Annotated in this window: 15 protein-coding genes, 1 tRNA gene and 1 riboswitch; of the genes, 3 read left to right on the top strand and 13 right to left on the bottom strand. The window is 71.3% G+C overall.

The annotated features are described in order from the left end of the window. Positions 1 to 144: 144 nt before the first annotated feature. Positions 145 to 226, bottom strand: a tRNA-Leu gene (locus tag AF335_RS21790). 416 nt (positions 227 to 642) lie between these two features. Here AF335_RS21790 and AF335_RS21785 point away from each other — a divergent pair. Together AF335_RS21785 and AF335_RS21780 are read left to right on the top strand one after the other, a co-directional pair. Further along, complete coding sequence (locus AF335_RS21785) at positions 643 to 1,428, top strand: ABC transporter ATP-binding protein (protein ID WP_102920156.1); 786 nt, start codon at positions 643 to 645, stop codon at positions 1,426 to 1,428. An 88-nt stretch (positions 1,429 to 1,516) separates the two neighbouring features. Next, positions 1,517 to 4,036 carry an ABC transporter permease gene (locus AF335_RS21780; protein ID WP_102920155.1) on the top strand — a complete coding sequence of 840 codons (2,520 nt, stop codon included), beginning with the start codon at positions 1,517 to 1,519 and terminating at the stop codon, positions 4,034 to 4,036. A gap of 89 nt (positions 4,037 to 4,125) precedes the next feature. Here the strand turns inward: AF335_RS21780 and AF335_RS21775 are convergent, their stop codons facing one another. The 10 genes from AF335_RS21775 to AF335_RS21730 all read right to left on the bottom strand — a co-directional run bounded on the left by AF335_RS21775 (position 4,126) and on the right by AF335_RS21730 (position 15,370). Further along, positions 4,126 to 5,445 (bottom strand): class I SAM-dependent methyltransferase, encoded by a 1,320-nt coding sequence (locus tag AF335_RS21775; RefSeq protein ID WP_102920154.1) that lies wholly within the window; start codon positions 5,443 to 5,445, stop codon positions 4,126 to 4,128. Between the two features lie 206 nt (positions 5,446 to 5,651). After that, on the bottom strand, positions 5,652 to 7,037 hold the full coding sequence (locus AF335_RS21770) for an NAD(P)/FAD-dependent oxidoreductase (protein ID WP_102920153.1): 1,386 nt from the start codon (positions 7,035 to 7,037) through the stop codon (positions 5,652 to 5,654). Between the two features lie 355 nt (positions 7,038 to 7,392). Further along, on the bottom strand, positions 7,393 to 8,334 hold the full coding sequence (locus AF335_RS21765; protein ID WP_102920152.1) for a Ppx/GppA phosphatase family protein: 942 nt from the start codon (positions 8,332 to 8,334) through the stop codon (positions 7,393 to 7,395). Then, positions 8,331 to 8,861 carry a DUF501 domain-containing protein gene (locus AF335_RS21760; protein ID WP_102920151.1) on the bottom strand — a complete coding sequence of 177 codons (531 nt, stop codon included), beginning with the start codon at positions 8,859 to 8,861 and terminating at the stop codon, positions 8,331 to 8,333. The genes AF335_RS21765 and AF335_RS21760 overlap by 4 nt, the downstream gene beginning before the upstream one ends. Positions 8,862 to 8,915: 54 nt before the next feature. Next, positions 8,916 to 9,386, bottom strand: a complete 471-nt coding sequence (locus tag AF335_RS21755; protein ID WP_102920150.1) for an FtsB family cell division protein — start codon at positions 9,384 to 9,386, stop codon at positions 8,916 to 8,918. 115 nt (positions 9,387 to 9,501) lie between these two features. Next, positions 9,502 to 10,788: a phosphopyruvate hydratase gene (gene eno / locus AF335_RS21750; protein ID WP_102920149.1), complete on the bottom strand. Its 1,287-nt coding sequence runs from the start codon at positions 10,786 to 10,788 to the stop codon at positions 9,502 to 9,504. 374 nt (positions 10,789 to 11,162) lie between these two features. Next, on the bottom strand, positions 11,163 to 11,915 hold the full coding sequence (locus AF335_RS21745; RefSeq protein WP_102920148.1) for a LysM peptidoglycan-binding domain-containing protein: 753 nt from the start codon (positions 11,913 to 11,915) through the stop codon (positions 11,163 to 11,165). Positions 11,916 to 11,918: 3 nt separating this feature from the next. Beyond that, a riboswitch (cyclic di-AMP (ydaO/yuaA leader) is annotated at positions 11,919 to 12,103 on the bottom strand. A 262-nt stretch (positions 12,104 to 12,365) separates the two neighbouring features. Continuing rightward, entirely contained in the window at positions 12,366 to 13,436 is a 1,071-nt protein-coding gene (locus tag AF335_RS21740; RefSeq protein WP_102920147.1) for a LysM peptidoglycan-binding domain-containing protein, read from the bottom strand. A 124-nt stretch (positions 13,437 to 13,560) separates the two neighbouring features. Then, positions 13,561 to 14,811, bottom strand: a complete 1,251-nt coding sequence (locus AF335_RS21735; protein ID WP_102920146.1) for a cytochrome P450 family protein — start codon at positions 14,809 to 14,811, stop codon at positions 13,561 to 13,563. A 127-nt stretch (positions 14,812 to 14,938) separates the two neighbouring features. Beyond that, positions 14,939 to 15,370 carry a DUF6479 family protein gene (locus tag AF335_RS21730; RefSeq protein ID WP_102920145.1) on the bottom strand — a complete coding sequence of 144 codons (432 nt, stop codon included), beginning with the start codon at positions 15,368 to 15,370 and terminating at the stop codon, positions 14,939 to 14,941. A 178-nt stretch (positions 15,371 to 15,548) separates the two neighbouring features. Here AF335_RS21730 and AF335_RS21725 point away from each other — a divergent pair, with 178 nt between their 5' ends. Next, on the top strand, positions 15,549 to 16,304 hold the full coding sequence (locus AF335_RS21725; protein ID WP_102920144.1) for a hypothetical protein: 756 nt from the start codon (positions 15,549 to 15,551) through the stop codon (positions 16,302 to 16,304). Positions 16,305 to 16,306: 2 nt separating this feature from the next. Here the strand turns inward: AF335_RS21725 and AF335_RS21720 are convergent, their stop codons facing one another. Further along, entirely contained in the window at positions 16,307 to 17,284 is a 978-nt protein-coding gene (locus AF335_RS21720; RefSeq protein ID WP_102920143.1) for a nucleoside triphosphate pyrophosphohydrolase, read from the bottom strand. A gap of 200 nt (positions 17,285 to 17,484) precedes the next feature. Next, on the bottom strand, positions 17,485 to 18,102 hold the full coding sequence (locus tag AF335_RS21715) for a SurA N-terminal domain-containing protein (RefSeq protein ID WP_102920142.1): 618 nt from the start codon (positions 18,100 to 18,102) through the stop codon (positions 17,485 to 17,487). Positions 18,103 to 18,119 lie beyond the last annotated feature (17 nt).

Below are 18,119 nucleotides of genomic sequence, written 5' to 3'. Positions count from 1 at the left end.
GTGACCGATCGAACGTCAGTCAGAAAAACACACTGGCGGACCGGTTTTTTGTTCGGCGAGCGGTGTGTTCCGGAGGCCGGGCCGGAGAACCGGCCGAAGACCTCGGGTGAACCGCCTCGCGGACGAGGTTGAATTTTTGAGGAGTACCCGGAGCCGGACTTGAACCGGCACGGCCCTAGGGCCAGCGAGGTTTAAGCTCGCCGTGTCTGCATTCCACCATCCGGGCAGGACTCTCAAGCGCACAGGCAGGAAGAGGCGCGCGAGCCTCCCTTGTAAGGAGAGCAGGACGAGCCTAGCCCGGGAACGCCCCCCAAACAGCGGAACGAGGACCCGAGGTTGTCTTATTTTATGGGCAGCTGAGGGAACATCAGTACATGTTCGGCGCCAAAGGCACATGCCACGGGCCGATACCGCCCGCTCATGGCCCCACCCCCGCCCCGGTGGGGAATTGTCGCAATCTCGCGCCTTCGGGGCGGCCGGGGCCCCTGGGGGCTCCCCTCATACCAAAGGAGGAGACGCCCGCACCCGGATACCTCCCGGGTCGCCCCCGGGAACGAGCACCAGGTCTGATCCCCGCGCCCTCCTGGCCAGCGACGATGGAAGACGTCCCCTCGAACGTCGTCCCGACAGGAGCGCTCCCCCGTGACCACCACCCCCTTCGGCGTGCAGACCGCCGCCCCCCGCACCACCGCGGTGGCCGCCCGTGCCACGGAGCTCTCCAAGGTCTACGGACAGGGCGAGACCCGGGTGGTCGCCCTGGACGCCGTCTCCGTGGAGTTCCGCCAGGCCGAGTTCACCGCGATCATGGGCCCCTCCGGCTCCGGCAAGTCCACCCTCATGCACTGCATGGCCGGCCTCGACAGCGTCTCCGGCGGCTCCGCCACCATCGGCGACACCGAGCTCACCACCCTGAACGACAAGAAGCTCACCCGGCTGCGCCGCGACAAGATCGGCTTCATCTTCCAGGCGTTCAACCTCCTCCCCACCCTGACCGCCCTGGAGAACATCACCCTGCCGATGGACATCGCCGGCCGGAAGCCCGATAAGAAGTGGCTCGACATGGTCGTCGACACCGTCGGCCTCTCCGGACGCCTCAAGCACCGCCCCAACCAGCTCTCCGGCGGACAGCAGCAGCGCGTCGCCGTCGCCCGCGCCCTCGCCGGCAAGCCCGAGATCATGTTCGCCGACGAACCCACCGGAAACCTCGACTCCCGCTCCGGCGCCGAGGTCCTCGGCTTCCTCCGCAACTCCGTCCGCGAACTCGGCCAGACCGTCGTCATGGTCACCCACGACCCCGTCGCCGCCTCCTACGCCGACCGCGTGATCTTCCTCGCCGACGGCCGCATCGTCGACGAACTCCGCCACCCCACCGCCGACGCCGTCCTCGACCGCATGAAGCGCTTCGACGCCAAGGGCCGTACGAGCTGACCTGCGCGGCCCCGCCCCGGGCCCGCCCCTCCCCCAGACTTCTCCTCGCCCCGCGCTCGGCGGCGCGGGAACCCCACCCAGGACTGACATGTTCCGTACCGCCTTGCGCAATGTGCTCGCGCACAAGGCCAGGCTGCTGATGACCGTCCTCGCCGTCATGCTCGGCGTGGCCTTCGTCTCCGGCACCCTGGTCTTCACCAACACCATCTCGGACGCGTACCAGAAGAGCTCCCAGAAGGGCTTCACCGGCGTCGACGTCGCCGTCCAGCCGCACAAGCAGGACAGCGGCAAGAGCAACCCGGGCGCGGCCGCCAGGCTCCCCCAGAGCCTGCTCGACCAGCTGGGCAAGGTCCCCGGCGCCGCGTCCGCCACCGGCTCGGTCAGCGGCTTCGCCGCCGTCGCCGACAAGAACGGCAAGCTCGCCGGCGAGGGCTTCAACTCCTCCGGCGCCAACTACTACCCCGGCGCCGACGGCAAGGACCCCCGCTACCCGCTCAAGAGCGGCCGCGCGCCGCACGGCGCGGGCGAGGTCGCGCTGGACGCGAAGACCGCCGAGCGCGCCGGGTACAAGGTCGGCGACACCGTCCGGATCTCCGTCGACGGCCCCGTCCTCCCGCAGAAGGTCACCGGCGTCTTCACCACCGAGGACGGCAACGTCGCCGCCGGCGGCAGCCTCGCCCTCTTCGACACCACCACGGCCCAGAAGCTCTACGGCAAGCCCGGCGAGTTCGACGAGATCGACGTCAAGGCCGCGGCCGGCACCTCGCAGGCCGCCCTGAAGTCCGCCGTCGAGAAGGTCCTGCCCAAGGACGCCGAAGCCACCACCGGCCGGCAGCTCGCCGACGACCAGGCCAAGGTCATCACGCAGAGCATGGACGGCATGCGGACCATCCTGCTGGTCTTCGCCGGCATCTCGCTGTTCGTCGGCATCTTCATCATCGCCAACACCTTCACCATGCTGGTGGCCCAGCGCACCAAGGAGCTGGCCCTGATGCGCGCGGTCGGCGCCAGCCGCCGCCAGGTCACCCGCTCCGTGCTCATCGAGGCGTTCGTCGTGGGCTCCGTCGCCGGAGTCACGGGCCTGCTCGCGGGCATCGGCATCGGCGCCGGGCTGCGCGTCCTGATCGGCAACACCGGGGCCACCGTCCCCGACGGCCCGCTCGTCGTCTCCCCCGGCACGATCGTCACCTCGCTGATCGTCGGCGTCGTCGTGACCATGCTCGCCGCCTGGCTGCCCGGCCGCCGCGCCGCGAAGATCCCGCCGGTCGCCGCGATGAACAGCGTGCACGCCGTGGCCACCACCAAGTCCCTGATGGTCCGCAACTCCATCGGCGGCGTCCTCACCGCCCTCGGCGCCGCGGTCGTGCTGACCGCCTCCGGCTCCACCACGATGGGCCTCGGCGCGGCCCTGGTCCTCATCGGCGTGTTCGTCCTGACCCCGCTGCTGTCCCGCCCGGTGATCGCCGCCGCGGCCCCGCTCCTGCGCCCGTTCGGCATGCCCGGCAAGCTGGCCCGGCAGAACGCGGTCCGCAACCCGCGCCGCACCGCCGCCACCGCCTCCGCGCTGATGATCGGCCTCACCCTGATCACCGGCCTGACCGTGATCGCGGGCAGTGTGCAGCAGGCCATCGACAAGATGGCCACGGGCTCCCTGAAGGCCGACTACGTCGTCTCCATGGCCGGCATGACCCCGCTGTCCACCGATGTGGAGAAGAAGCTCGCCGCCCACCCGGACGTCACCGCCACCAGCCCGCTGCGCAGCTCCCCGTCCCGCATCGACGGCGACCACCAGGAGCTCACGGGCGTCGACGGCCGGACCATCGGCAAGCTGACGAACCTCGAGTTCACCGCGGGCTCCTTCGGCGGGCTCACCGGCGACAAGGTCGTCGTCGACGACGCCACCGCCCGGACCAAGCACTGGAAGCCCGGCTCGTCCTTCCCCGTCACCTTCGAGGACGGCAAGCAGGGCAGGCTGACGGTCTCCGGCGTCTACAAGGGCAACGACCTGATGCGCGGCATCATGCTCGACGCGCGGACCCTGACCCCGCATCAGTCCCAGGTCGACGACCGGCAGGTCATGGTCAAGGTCAAGGGCGGCGCGAACGAGAACACCGAGGACTCCCTGCGCAAGGCCCTCGGCGACAACCCCGCCATCCAGATCCAGACCAAGCAGGATATCTCCGACGGCATCTCCAAGGCCATCGGCCTGCTCCTGAACATGCTCTACGGCCTGCTGGCCATGGCCGTGGTCGTCGCCGTCCTCGGCGTGATCAACACCCTGGCGATGTCGGTCTTCGAGCGCCAGCAGGAGATCGGCATGCTGCGCGCCATCGGCCTGGACCGCAAGGGCATCAAGCGGATGGTGCGCCTGGAGTCGCTGATCATCTCGCTCTTCGGCGGTGTGCTGGGCATCGGGCTGGGCGTCTTCTTCGGCTGGGCCGCGGGCGACCTCATCAAGAAGGGCATCAGCACCTACGAGCTGGTGCTCCCCTGGGGCCGGATGGGCGTCTTCCTGCTGCTGGCCGCCCTGGTCGGCGTGCTGGCCGCGCTGTGGCCGGCCCGCCGGGCGGCGAAGCTCAACATGCTCTCCGCGATCAAGGCCGAGTAGCCGGCGCTCCCCCCTCGGTACGGGTCCGGCCCCGCAGCGCGTGCTGCGGGGCCGGACCCTTCTTCCGTACCGGGAGCGGACCGCCGGCGTCAGCGCCAGTCGCGCGGGCGCAGCGGCAGGCCGGACTCCCCCGACACCGGGGTGCGCACCGCGAGGACCTGGTTGACGCCGATCCGGTTGCGCTCGAAGGACAGCGCGGACGCGGCCATGTAGAGCCGCCAGACCCGGGCCCGGCCGGGCGAGGTGAGCCCGGCGGCCTCGTCCCAGTGGGCCTCCAGGTTGGCCACCCAGCGGCGCAGGGTCAGCGCGTAGTGCTCGCGCAGCGCCTCCACGTCGCGGACCTCGAAGCCGGCCTCCTCCAGCTGGGCGGTGGTCCGGCCGACCGGGGCCAGCTCGCCGTCGGGGAAGACGTAGCGGTCGATGAACTCGTCGACCTCGTAGGCCGCCTCGTCCTTCAGCGGGCGGCGGGCGATCTGGTGGTTGAGCAGCCGGCCGCCGGGCTCCAGGAGGGCGTACAGGTCGGCGGCGTACTCGGCGTAGCGGGCGGAGCCGACGTGCTCGGCCATGCCGATCGAGGAGATGGCGTCGAAGGGCCCGTCGGCGATCTCGCGGTAGTCCTGGACCCGGATCTCGACACGGTCCGTCAGACCGGCCTCGGCGACGCGCTTACGGGCGTAGGCGGCCTGTTCCTCGGAGAGGGTGATACCGACGGCGCTGACGCCGTACTCGCGGGCCGCGTGGAGCACCATCGAGCCCCAGCCGCAGCCGACGTCCAGCAGCCGCCGGCCGGGTTCCAGCGCCAGCTTGCGGCAGACGAGGTCGAGCTTGGCGCGCTGGGCGTCCTCAAGAGTGCGCACGCCGTCCTCGGGGGTCCCCCAGTAGGCGCAGGAGTAGACCATCGACGGGCCGAGGACGCGCTCGTAGAAGGGGTTGCCGACGTCGTAGTGGTGGCTGATGGACGCCTTGTCGCGGCGCAGGGTGTGCAGCCGTCCGCCGGTCCTGCGGGCCTCTTCGCGCGGGGGCCGGGGGCGGAGTCCGGGCCCGGCCAGCTTGACCAGCTCGCGGGCCGCGCCGCGCAGCCGCGGGTCGCGCGCGGCGGTCAGCAGGGCCGCGAGGCCCGTGGGCCCTCCGGGGTCCTCGCCGCGCTCCCAGAGCGAGCCGGCGAGCAGGTCGAGCGCCTCGTAGAGGTCGCCCTCGACATCGAGGTCCCCCGCCACCCAGGCGCGGGCCAGGCCGAGTTCGCCGGGCTTCCACAGCAGCCGGCGCAGGGCACGACGGCGGCGGACGACCAGGACGGGTGTGCCCGGAGGGCCGTACTCGCTGCGGTCCCAGGCGCGGAGCCGGATCGGGAGCGGGGCTCCCAGCACCTGTTCCGCGAGCGCGGTGAGCCGTCGAGCGGCGTCGGCCATGTCGCACACCTCCATGATGCAAGGTCAGGAGAAACGTTCAACTGACACCTAAACACCCGGAGTCCGTCCGGTAGTCCCGTTCCGTGAGACTAGATCAACTCTGCGCTCTCCGAACACGCCGAAAGGCGCCCACCCCACGGATTGGTGGACGCCTTTCGGCTACGACGACCGCGGTAGTGCGAACTCCGCGGATCGGACCAGCTGATTCAGGAAGCCTTGGCCTTCTGCGAGGGCGCCGAGGCGTCCTGCGGCTTGGGGGCCGGCTTGGCCGCCTCGTAGAACTCGTCGCGCGGGTTCTCCATGGCGCCGAGCGAGACGACCTCGCGCTTGAGGAATATGCCGAGGGTCCAGTCCGCGAAGATGCGGATCTTGCGGTTCCAGGTCGGCATGGCCAGACCGTGGTAGCCACGGTGCATGTACCAGGCGAGACGGCCCTTGAGCTTGATCTTCATCTTGCCCATGACGATCATCGCGACGCCCTTGTGGAGGCCGAGGCCCGCCACCGCACCCTTGTTGGCGTGCTCGTACGTCTTCTGCGGGAAGCCGCGCATGCCCGAGATGACGTTGTCGCCGAGGACCTTGGCCTGCCGCAGCGCGTGCTGGGCGTTCGGCGGGCACCAGGCGTTGGGGTTGCCGGCCTTGCGGCCGACCATGTCCGGGACCTGGGCGTTGTCGCCCGCGGCCCAGATGTAGTCGGTGCCCTGGACCTGGAGGGTCTCGGAGGTGTCGACGTGGCCGCGCGGGCCCAGCGGCAGGCCGAAGCGGGCCAGCGCCGGGTTGGGCTTGACGCCCGCGGTCCACACGATCGTGTTGGAGTCGACCTCAAGGCCGTTCTTCAGCACGACGTGGCCGTCGATGCAGGAGTCCATCGAGGTGGAGAGGTGGATCTCGACCCCACGGCTCTCCAGGTGCTCCTTGCCGTACGTGCCGAGCTTCGGCCCGACCTCGGGAAGGATCTTGTCCGCGGCGTCGACCAGGACGAAGCGCATGTCCTCGCGCTTGACGTTCGGGTAGTACTTCGCGGCGTCGCGGGCCATGTCCTCGACCTCGCCGACCGTCTCGGCGCCGGCGAAGCCGCCACCGATGAAGACGAAGGTGAGCGCCTTGCGGCGGATCTCCTCGTCGGTCGTGGAGTCGGCCTTGTCGAGCTGCTCCAGGACGTGGTTGCGCAGGCCGATGGCCTCCTCGATGCCCTTCATGCCGATGCCGTTCTCGGCCAGGCCGGGGATCGGGAAGGTGCGGGAGACCGCGCCGAGCGCGATGACCAGGTAGTCGAAGGGCAGCTCGTAAGCCTCGCCGACGAGCGGCGCGACCGTGGCGACCTTGCGGTCCTGATCGATGGTGGTGACGCGGCCGGTGAGGACCTCCGCCTTGGGGAGCACGCGTCGCAGCGGCACCACGACGTGGCGGGGGGAGATGCTGCCGGCAGCTGCTTCGGGCAGGAAGGGCTGGTAGGTCATGTACGAGCGCGGGTCGACGACTGTGACGGTCGCCTCCGCGTACCGCATCTTCTTCAGGATGCGGCGCGCCGCGTACAGGCCGACGTACCCGCCGCCTACTACGAGGATCCGTGGACGCTCCGTGGTGCTCATGTTTCGAGTATCCAGCACTCCCGACAGGGGTGCTCGTGAGCCCCTTCACAAGGTATGGGGACCCGTCTGCTACACTCCGCCGCCCCCGTGACCCATGTCATGCCGCACAAAGGGAACCACTGCGTCCGGGCGCGCGTTGTGCACCCCCACTGAACTGGACTTGTGGCGCGTGAGACGACTGGACCACTGGTCCGCGACCGCCTGCATAAACGTTCCTTTATCCCGCCCGAAACCGGACCGTTTCCGACCGTGACGGCCCCCGGGACGGACAAAGGGGACCCAAAGGTCCCCTGCCGTGGCCCGCGGGCCATTTTTTCATGTGAAGGATTTCACGAACCTTTTTCCCCGGGGCCCGTCAGGCGACGCTCCAGGCGATCCCGTCGAGGATGTCGTGCTCGCTCACGACGACCTCCCGGGCCCCCGTCCGCTCCATGACGGCGCGCAGGACGAGCGCCCCGGCGGCGATCACGTCAACCCGGCCGGGGTGCATCACGGGGATCGCCGCACGCTGCTCATGGGTGGACGTCAGCAGCTCGTCGGTGATCTCTTGCACCCGTTCCAGCGAGATCCGGGAGTGGTGGATGACCGACCAGTCGTACTCCCGGAGGCCGAGGGCGATCGCCGCGACCGTGGTGACCGAGCCCGCCAGCCCCACGAGCGTCTTCGCCTCAGCCAGCGGAACGGTCTCCTCCGCGAGATCCAGCGCCGCCTCGATGTCGGCCTTCATGGCGGCGACCCGGTCGGCCGCCGGCGGGTCGGACACCTCGCCGTCCACCACCAGATGACGCTCCGTCATCCGGACACAGCCCACGTCCACGCTGCGCGCGGCCCGCACCCGGTCGTCGCCCACGACGAACTCCGTGGAGCCGCCGCCGATGTCGACCACCAGATACGGCTTCGCCAGGTCGTCGCGGCCGGTCAGCTCCTTGGTCGCGCCGGTGAAGGAGAACTCCGCCTCCTGGTCACCGCTGATCACCTCGGGCTCCACGCCCAGGATCTCCACGACCCCGCGCACGAAGTCCGCGCGGTTCTCCGCGTCCCGGGAGGCGGAGGTCGCCACGAAGCGGGTGCGCTCGGCCTTCAGGTCGCGGATGACCTCCGCGTACTCCCGGCAGGCGGCGAAGGTCCGCTCCAGGGCCTCGTCGGCCAGCCGCCCGGTGCGGTCCACGCCCTGGCCGAGCCGGACGATCGTCATCCGGCGGTCCAGCTCGGTGAGCTCCCCGGTGGCCGGGTCCAGGTCGGCGACCAGCAGCCGGATGGAGTTCGTGCCGCAGTCGACCGCGGCGACGCGGGTCACTTCTCGTCACCTCCGCAGGGGCTCACGCACGGGCCCTTCGCCCACCACTCGGGCAGCATCGCGATCGCCTCGTCGCCCAGCGGGTTCACACCCGGGCCCGCGGCCAGGGAGTGACCGACGAGGACGTGCAGGCACTTCACACGGTCCGGCATGCCGCCCGCGCTCGGGAAGCCCTCCAGCACCTCGATCGCGTCGCGCCGGGTGACGTAGTCGTCGTGCGCCGCCTGATAGGCGGCGGCCAGCTCCGGGTCGGTCTTGAGGCGCGCCGTCATCTCCTTCATGACGCCGTCCGCCTCCAGCGTGCCGATCGCGGACGCCGCGCGCGGGCACGTCAGGTAATAGAGCGTCGGGAACGGCGTACCGTCCTCCAGGCGCGGCTGGGTCTCGACGACATCGGGGTTGCCGCAGGGGCAGCGGTGGGCGATGGTCCGCAGCCCGCGCGGCGGGCGGCCCAGCTGCTCCTTGAACGCGGCGATGTCCGCCTCGGTGGGCTCGGTGGGCTCGGTCTTCGGAGGAGGGGTGTCCATGTGCTCGCTCGTGCTCGCTCGTGCTCGGTCTCGGATCGGGGTCGGGGGTGCGGCTCAGGGCGTGTCGGCGTCGGCGGTGTCCACGCCGTCCCAGAGATTGCTGTACCAGGGGCGGTCCGCGGCCCCCTGGTCCTCGGGCCGCTTGGCGTCGCCGCTGCCGTCGACCACGCTGAAGCCGGTCTCGCCCTCGCGCACGTAGTGCAGGTGTTCGCGCGCCTGCTGCTCCACGTAGGCCGGGTCCTCCAGGCGCGCCTTGCGGTCCAGCAGCCGCTGGACCTGCTCGCGCGCCTGCTCGGACTGGCGCCGCTGGTCGGCGATGTCCGAGCGCTGGGTCACCCACTGGCGCATGGGGTAGGCGAGGGCGACGACCAGGGAGCAGACGACGAGCGCGAGGAGCGCCGCGCGGCCGGTCAGCCGGCTGCGGCGGGGCGGCTTGGTGCGGTGGACCCGGGCCGAGGGCCCGTTGACGAGCACCGTGCCGAGCGCCTTGAGCTTGGTCGCGGTGGAGAACCGGTCAGCCACCACATCGCCTCCCCGTTACGAACGTACGTCCCCGGCCACGGTACGGGACCGTGGCCGGGGACGTAGTGAGGCTGTCGACTCTCCCGGGGGAGTTTTCTCAGCCCTTGCCGCCGTTCACTCAGTTCGCAGAGCGAAACCGCGGGAAGGCGCTGCGGCCCGCGTACACCGCGGCGTCGTCGAGGATCTCCTCGATGCGCAGCAGCTGGTTGTACTTGGCGACGCGCTCGGAGCGGGCCGGGGCGCCGGTCTTGATCTGGCCGCAGTTGGTAGCGACGGCCAGGTCGGCGATGGTGACGTCCTCGGTCTCGCCGGAGCGGTGCGACATCATGCACTTGAAGCCGCTGCGCTGGGCCAGCTCGACGGCGTCCAGGGTCTCGGTCAGCGAGCCGATCTGGTTGACCTTGACCAGCAGGGCGTTGGCGGCGCCCTCCTCGATGCCGCGGCCGAGGCGCTCCGGGTTGGTGACGAACAGGTCGTCGCCGACGATCTGCACCTTGTCGCCGAGGCGCTCGGTGAGGGTCTGCCAGCCGGCCCAGTCGTCCTCGAACAGCGGGTCCTCGATGGAGACCAGCGGGTACGCGGCGACGAGCTCCGCGTAGTAGTCGGTCATCTCGGCGGCCGAGCGGGACTGGCCCTCGAACTGGTAGGCGCCGTCCTTGTAGAACTCGGAGGCGGCGACGTCGAGCGCGAGCGCCACGTCCTGGCCGGGGGTGTAACCGGCCTCCTTGATGGCCTCGAGGATGAGGTCGAGGGCCTCGCGGTTGGAGCCCAGGTTCGGGGCGAAGCCGCCCTCGTCGCCGAGGCCGGTGGACAGGCCCTTGCGCTTCAGGACGGCCTTGAGGGTGTGGTAGACCTCGGTGCCCCAGCGCAGCGCCTCGGAGAAGGACTCCGCGCCGATCGGCGCGATCATGAACTCCTGGATGTCGACGTTGGAGTCGGCGTGCGACCCACCGTTGAGGATGTTCATCATCGGAACGGGCAGCAGGTGCGCGTTCGGGCCGCCGAGGTAGCGGAAGAGCGGCAGGTCGGAAGCCTCGGACGCGGCGTGCGCGACGGCGAGGGAGACGCCGAGGATGGCGTTGGCGCCGAGCGAGCCCTTGTTGTCGGTGGCGTCCAGGTCGAACATGGCCTGGTCGATCAGGCGCTGCTCGGTGGCGTCGTAACCGACGAGCTCCGGGCCGATCTGCTCGATGACGGCCAGGACGGCCTTCTCGACGCCCTTGCCCATGTAACGGTTCTTGTCACCGTCACGGAGCTCGATGGCCTCGAAGGCACCGGTCGAGGCACCGGACGGCACGGCGGCACGGCCCGTGGAGCCGTCGTCGAGGCCGACCTCGACCTCGACCGTGGGGTTGCCTCGCGAGTCGAGGATCTCGCGAGCTACGACGACGTCGATGGACGGCACGAGGGTCTCCTTCGTGTGTGTCTGGAGTTCTGCAGCACGAGCCTAACGGGCCGTGGAGGCTCCCCCTGCCGTTGGACCGCTTTCCCGGGCCGGGAAGCCGGAAAAAACAACACAAACGCCGAGATCAGCGGACGAATGTCAAGGGTGTTCGCTCAGCGGGGAAGGCGGCGGGGAACCCTCGGGGCGAGGCCGGGGACACCGTGAAGGGGGCGGGGCGCCATGGAGGGGGCGGGGCGGCGGCGCGCCGGGAAACGGCGGAAGCCCCGCTCCGGTACGCGCCCGGGGGCGCGTCGGAGCGGGGCGACCGCTGTGACGGTTGTGCGACCGCTCTCCGGCAGGCGTGCGACCGGCGGGGCGGTGGGGTGACCGACGGGTCAGCGGAGGTGCAGCTGCTGACCGACGTAGATCAGGTCGGCGTTCTCGACGACGTCCTTGTTCAGCTCGTGCAGCTTCTGCCAGCCGCCCTTGACCTTCTGGGTCTCGGCGATCTTGGCGAGGGTGTCGCCTTCCTTGACCTGGTACTCGCCGTCGCCCTTCTTGTAGGACTGCGGGGCGGTCTGCGGGGCGGCGTGCTTCGGCGCGGCCGGCTTCGGCGCGGGGGCCTCGTCCTCGTCGTCGGCCTGCGGGGCGGCGTGCTTCGGGGCGCTCTGCTTCGGGGCGGCCTGGCGCTCGCTGCGGTCGGCGTGCGACTTGGTGGAGGTGCCGCGGGAGGACTTGGCGGTGGAGCCGGAGTCGGACGTGTCCACGTCGGCCTTGGCGCCACCGGCGGTCAGGCCGCCCGCGCCGGCGCAGCCCCAGGCACCCGGGCCCTGCATGGCGAGCAGCTTCTCGGCGACGGCGATCTGCTGGCTCTTGGTGGCCTGGTGCGGGTACGAGGCGTACTGGCCGCCACCCGCGGCGTCCCAGGAGGACTTCGAGAACTGCAGGCCGCCGTAGTAGCCGTTGCCGGTGTTGATGGACCAGTTGCCGCTGGACTCGCACTGGGCGACCTTGTCCCAGGTGGAGACGGAGGCGGCGTTCGCGGAGGTGGCGATCATCAGCGGGGCCGCGACGGCCGCGCCGGTGACACCGGCGAGCGTGACGATGCGGACGGCCTTGGACGGACGACGGTGCTTGCCCTTGGACATGAGTCGTTTCCTCACCGACGCCTACGAGGTGAGCTGTCGGGTTCGGGCTAGTGAGTTCGCCCGGCCGGTCGTGCGAGCACTCCCGGCTTCACCCCAAGCCGTTCCGGTTCCCTCCGGTCGTCGACCGTCGGAATCCGTTCCGGCGCCTACCTTGGTTCCCCCGCTCCTGCCTACGGCGCTTAACGCGACGACTCCGCCGGCCGCCGGCAGGATTCGGCGTGGCGACCGTGGTGCTCGCGGTGGCGAGCGGTCACGACGGTAAACACAGTCGGCCGGAGGGTTCAAACCCCTCTTTCCAGCCACAGTTGCCTCTAGTTACCCATGGGAACCCGACATTTCCGCAGGTGAGAGCGGGTGCGGAAACGTCGGGAGGAAGCCGTTCCACCGAAAAGCAACGAGACCCATGTCTCACTTTCGATTGGGAACGGACATTCCCCCCGAACTGCCGCGCTATTTGCCCATCTCAAGCCTCTGACCAGGAAGGATCAGGTCCGGATCCTTGCCGACCACCTTCTCGTTGCGCTCGTAGAGCGAGTGCCAGCCACCCGTAACGGAGTGCTTCTCCGCTATCGCTGACAGATTGTCACCGGGGCGGACGGTGTAGTCGCCGGCCGCCGGCACTCCCGGGCGCGCCTCGTCGCCGCCCCGGGAGGGGTGCTGCCCGTCGTCCGAACGCGGGGGTTCCGCGCGGTGCTTGCCCGTGCCTTCCCCGGCGGGCGTCCCGGGGTCCGTGGCGCCGGGGGCCGTGCCGGGGGTGCCCGCCGGCGGGTCGGCGGGGGCCGTGGGGATCTCGGTGGGGTCGCCCGTGGGGGTGCCGCCGTGTCCGGCGTCCGGCCGCCCGTGCGCGGGATCCGAGGGCGTCTGCGGCGGGGAGCCGCCGTCCTTGCCGGGCTTCGCGGAGCCGGACGGGGTGCCGCCCGGGGCGGGGGCCGACGGCGAGGCGGGCGATGACGGGGACGCCGAGGAGGAGGGCGCGGAGGGCGCGGTGGACGGCGTGGACTTCGCGGGCTCCGACCGGTCCTTCGAGGGGTCCTTCGGTGCGTCCTTCGACGGGGAGGACGGCGAGTGCTCCGGCGTGCCCGGGGCGGAGGGCTCCTGCTTCGAGGGGTCCTTGGTGCTCCCGGGGTTCACCTCCGGAGCCCGGCCGCCCTTCGAGAGCCCGGCGGACGGGCCGCAGCTCTGCCAGGCGCCCGGCCCGCTGCCGTTGAGGATCGTCTCGGCCACGGCTATCTGCTGGGACCGGCTCGCGAGGTCGGGGCGCGGGGCGTACGTCCGGCCGCCGTTCTGCTCCCAGAGCTCCTGGGTGAGCTGCAGTCCGCCGTACGAGCCGTTGCCGGAGTTGGCGCTCCACATGCCCCCGCTCTCGCACTGCGCGACGCGGTCCCAGGTGGGGGCGTCGGCGGCGTGGGCGCCGGTGGCGGCGAGCAGCGGCATGGCGATCGCCGAGCCCGTCACCCCCGCGGCGACCACGATGGCGGGTGCCTGGCGGGGTCTGCGATGTCGACCGTTCCCGGAGCGCATGCGGTGGCCTCTCGTGTGGCGGCGGATATGGTCGTCGAAGATAGCGACGGCCCCCGGGAGTCACAAGCCGGTGTAGCGCAGGTCACGCGCAGATTACGTGTGGGGCGCGTGGTATGACATGGGGTCATTTTTCGTGCGCCGTGAACTCCACCGGCAGCGTGCGCAGTCCACGCATGATGAGCCCCCCGCGCCAGCGCAGATCCTCCGGTTCGGCGGCCAGCCGCAGGTCCGGGAGACGGCGCAGCAGCGTCGCGAGCGCCGCCTGTCCCTCCAGCCGTGCGAGCGGCGCGCCCAGGCAGTAGTGGATGCCGTGGCCGTAGCCCAGGTGCTGGTTGTCCCGGCGGGCGAGGTCGAGGGTGTCCGGGTCGGCGAACCGCTCGGGGTCGCGGTCGGCGGCGGCCAGGACGACGAGCACGGGGTCACCCTCGGCGATGCGCTGCCCGCCGATCGTCAGGTCCTGGGTGGCGAACCGCCAGGTGGCGAGCTCCACCGGCCCGTCGTAGCGGAGCAGCTCCTCGACACCGGTGGCGAGCAGACTCTCGTCGCCCTCCGCGAGGGCCCGCTGGAGGCGCGCGCGCTGCTCCGGATGGCGCAGCAGCGCGTAGGTTCCGTTACCGATCAGGTTCACAGTTGTTTCAAAACCGGCGAAGAGCAGGATGAAGGCCATGGCCGCGGCCTCGTTCTCCGTCAGGTGCTCGCCATGGTCGCTCGCCCGGATAAGACCGGAGATGAGGTCTTCTCCCGGGTTCTCCCGCTTACGGTGGATCAGTTCCGCGAGATAGGTGCGCATCCGCTTGACCGCGCGGGCGACGCCGCCGCGCGGCCCGCCGCCGTGGCGGATCATCATGCCCGCCCAGTCGCGGAAGTCGTCCTGGTCCTCGCGCGGCACACCGAGCAGGTCGCAGATCGCGTAGATGGGGAGGGGGAAGGCGAACTCGTGGATGAGGTCGGCCTCCCCCTTCGCCACGAAGCCGTCGATGAGCTGGTCGGTCAGCTCCTGCACGCGGGGCGCGAACTCCGCGACCCGGCGCGGGGTGAACGCCTTGGACACCAGCCGGCGCAGCCGGGTGTGGTCCGGCGGGTCGATGTTGAGCAGGTGCGTCATCAGATTGGCGCTGCGCTCGCCCGGGATGCCGACCTTGCCCTTGCCGTGCGCGGACTCGGAGTGGTGCACGGGGTTCTTCGAGAGCCGCTGGTCGGCGAGGGCCTGGCGGGCGTCGGCGTACCGGGTGACCAGCCATGCCTCGACACCGCTGGGCAGGGCGGTGCGGTGCACGGGGGCGTGCTCGCGCAGCCAGGCGTACGCGGGGTACGGGTCGGCGGCGAACTCCCAGGTGAAGAGGGGAGGGGCGGGCGAGGCGTTCTTGTCGTGCACGCTCCGACGCTACTAGGGAGCGCGGGCGGCGGCCCTTCCCGCCCTCGGGGCTCCGCCCGCGACCGCCCTCCGGAGCGGGGAGGGCCGGGAGGGGAGCGCGGGCCGGGGCGGGGCCCCGGCGGTGGCCTCAGTGGTGGCCGGGGCCGCCGCTGCCGAAGCCGCCGCTGCTGCCCGGGTTCCACTTCTTCCGTTCTTCCGACAGTTCCTCCGGATGGCTCCCCGGGTTCTGCACCTCATGCGGAAGCACCCGCTCCCCTTCCGCCTCCGGCTGCACCTTGTGCGACTCGCGGTGCTCGGTGACATAGCCGATCACACCCTCGTCGTCGTTGTGCCCCGGCCCGTGATCGGGCGACGTCGGTCCCGTCTCGTGCTCCTGCCGGGTCTGCCAGGCCCCCATCCTGCGCTGCGGCGCGGACGGCGGCGGGGGTTCCTGGTCCCGCTTCCGGAAGCCCTTGACGACGGCCATGATCAGCAGCGCGACCACGATGATGCCGACGATGAACTGGATGATGCCCCCCGCCCAGTGCGGGGCGGCGAGGACTGAGTACTCGATGCGCATGGGACTCGGGTACCCGGAGGCCGCCCGGACAAGTCGGTACCTAGGCCGAACGGGTGCCCGACCGGAGGCGACCCGACCCCGAGGCCATACTTACGTTCGATATTCGGGTCATTTGATGATCTCGGCGCCCGGCCCGCCTCCGGCCCGGCCGCCGGATCCGTTTCACTAAGGAAAAACCGTGCACGTTCACCCCCGCCGGATCGCGGTCGCCGCCCTGGCCGCCTCGACGCTGCTGCTGGCCACCGCCTGCGACAGCGGCTCCGGCAGCGGCTCCGGTTCCGGCACCGGCGCCACGTCGAGCCCCGGGAGCAAGGCGAAGCCGAGCAGCACCCCGGCCCCGCTCACCCCCGCCCGGGCGAAGGACGCCCTCCTCGCGGCCACGGACCTGCCCACCGGCTGGAAGCTGGAGGAGAACGCGGTCATCGACAAGACCATGGGCGCCGTCGACGAGATGCTCGACAAGGCCCGCGCCCAGTGCACACCCCTGGTGACCCTCCTCAACACCGGCCGCCCGGAGGCGGACTACAAGTCCAACCTCCAGCAGGTCTTCGTCAAGCAGGGCGACGAGACCAACATCAGCCAGGACGTCAGCGGCTACACCCGCGAGCAGGCCGAGAAGGCCATGGCCACGCTGCGCACGGCCGTCGGGAACTGCTCCTCCTTCACCGCCACCATGAACGGCAAGAAGGCCACCGTGACGGTGAAGAAGCTCGACGTGGCGAAGGCCGGCGACGACTCGTTGGGCTTCACGGTCACCATCCTCGTCGGCGAGTACGCCATGGACTTCGACTTCGGCACCGTGCGCAGCCGCGGCGCCGTCACGACGGTCCGCAACAACTGGGGCGCCCACGGCGACCGCGGCAAGGCGGCCTTCACCAAGGGCCTCGCCAAGGCCGCCGAGAAGCTGACGGCCGCCGCGGCCGGGACGGCCTGACCTCAGCCGGCGGCGCCGCCCCGCGCCGTCTCCGCGGCCACGATCGCGTCGCGGTAGGCACGGGCGGCGGCGCGCAGGGCGGTCTCCGGCTCGACGCCGGACGCCTCGGCCCGCGCCGCCAGGGCCAGCAGCTCGTAGCCGATGCCGGAGCCGTCCGGAAGGGCCACGTCCAGGCCCTCCGTACGGGCCCGGGAGGCCAGCTTCGCCGCGAGGGCGAGCGCCGGCTGGCCCAGCGGGACGCCCTCGGTCACCGAGGCGCGGCCCTTCTCGGCCGCCTTGGCCCGCAGCCAGTGCGCCTTGACCTCCTCCGGCGTGTCGGCGGTCTCCTCGCCGAAGACGTGCGGGTGGCGGTGGATGAGCTTGTCGACGATCGTGCCCGCCACGTCGTCGATCGCGAACGGCTCGTCCGGGTCTTCCTGGGCGATCCGGGCGTGGAAGACGACCTGGAGCAGTACGTCGCCGAGCTCCTCGCGCAGCTCCTCCCGGTCCCCGGTCTCAATGGCCTCGAGCATCTCGTACATCTCTTCGAGGCCGTACTTCGCCAGGTCCTCGTGGGTGCGGATGGCGCTCCACGGGCAGGCGCGGCGGATCCGGTCCATCACCTGCACAAGGTCCAGCAGCCGGGCGCCGGGCAGGTCGTACGAGCCGGGGAGCAGCTCCAGGGCGGGCATCGCCTCCCGGCCGGAGCCGGCCAGCCGGGCCAGCCCGTCGGTGAGGGCCGACTCGCCCTCGGCGGAGGTGAGCACGACCGCGCCACGGCCGGTCAGGCAGAAGTCGACCAGCTCGCGGGCGCTGGCCGAACCCTGCTCGACCTCGATCCCGGCCTCCCGCAGATACGGCAGCTGCGGGTGGTGGGGGTCGGCGCACAGCACCCGGTCGGCGGCGCGCAGCGCCTCCCAGGCGGGCCAGGACAGCAGGCCCGGGGCGACCCGGTGGCTGGTGGTGAGCAGGACGATGCGGCCAGGTACGGACTCGTTCACACGACCGAGCCTAAGGCGTGGCGGGCGGTTCCTTCCCCTTGCCACCGGGCCCCGTCAGCCTGTCCGGCGCTTGAGGACACCGCGCGGAGCGCGGAAAAGGGGGCCCGGGGCGAAGCCCCCGCCACGCGGCGGAGCCGCACATCGGATGCAGCGGGAAGGGGCGGGGTGGGGAGAAAGCCGCCCGCAGGGCACCCCCACGCTCAGGACAGCCGCTCCCCGACCGGCCCGGCGGCCCGGAGCCACGGCTCCCGGGCGGCCTGCGCCGTACCCCGCTTGGAGTCCCAGGTGCCGTAGCGGGGGTTGACGTCCACGCGCAGGGCGTCGGAGGTGCGCATCAGGAGCTGATTGGTCCGCTCGGTGCCGAACCGGGCGTCGAGCTTGGAGCGGACGAGCTCCACGGTCAGGGCCCGCTCGATCTGGTCCGGCGCGATCCCCAGCGCGAGGAACCTCTCGCGCACCGCCTCGGCGCCGCCGTTGGAGCGCTCGACCTGGGCGCGCTGCTCCTGGAGCTCGCGACGGGAGACGTCGACGCCGTTGTCCTTGCCGGCCTGCTCGACGATCCGGGACTGGATGAGCCGCACGAGGGTGTCCTGGCCGAGCCGGGCGCTGTTGGCCACCGCCTGCTGCCCCTGCGGGGAGGACCGCTGCGCCTCCCGGACCTCGGCCACCCGCGCCTGGAGCTGGGAGACGGTGATCCGCTCCTTGCCCACGACGGCCGCGGCGCCCGGATGGGCGGTGGAGCCGCAGGCGGTGAGGGCCGGTGCCGCGGCCAGCAGGGCGACGGCGGAGACGGAGAGCGCGGTCCTTCGGCGGATCATGAAGCCTCCCGGCAAAG

This window comes from Streptomyces eurocidicus, assembly GCF_002891295.1.
Lineage (GTDB): Bacteria > Actinomycetota > Actinomycetes > Streptomycetales > Streptomycetaceae > Streptomyces > Streptomyces eurocidicus.
The sequence above is the reverse complement of the archived record's forward strand: the minus strand, read 5'-3'. Positions and strand labels throughout refer to the sequence as shown.

What these genes read in the sequence shown, in the direction of transcription:
- AF335_RS21780 (WP_102920155.1), top strand. Translation starts at nt 1,517, where the DNA reads ATGTTCCGTACCGCCTTGCGCAATGTGCTCGCGCACAAGGCCAGGCTG.
- AF335_RS21775 (WP_102920154.1), bottom strand. Translation starts at nt 5,445, where the DNA reads ATGGCCGACGCCGCTCGACGGCTCACCGCGCTCGCGGAACAGGTGCTG.
- AF335_RS21770 (WP_102920153.1), bottom strand. Translation starts at nt 7,037, where the DNA reads ATGAGCACCACGGAGCGTCCACGGATCCTCGTAGTAGGCGGCGGGTAC.
- AF335_RS21760 (WP_102920151.1), bottom strand. Translation starts at nt 8,861, where the DNA reads ATGGACACCCCTCCTCCGAAGACCGAGCCCACCGAGCCCACCGAGGCG.
- AF335_RS21745 (WP_102920148.1), bottom strand. Translation starts at nt 11,915, where the DNA reads ATGTCCAAGGGCAAGCACCGTCGTCCGTCCAAGGCCGTCCGCATCGTC.
- AF335_RS21740 (WP_102920147.1), bottom strand. Translation starts at nt 13,436, where the DNA reads ATGCGCTCCGGGAACGGTCGACATCGCAGACCCCGCCAGGCACCCGCC.
- AF335_RS21730 (WP_102920145.1), bottom strand. Translation starts at nt 15,370, where the DNA reads ATGCGCATCGAGTACTCAGTCCTCGCCGCCCCGCACTGGGCGGGGGGC.
- AF335_RS21715 (WP_102920142.1), bottom strand. Translation starts at nt 18,102, where the DNA reads ATGATCCGCCGAAGGACCGCGCTCTCCGTCTCCGCCGTCGCCCTGCTG.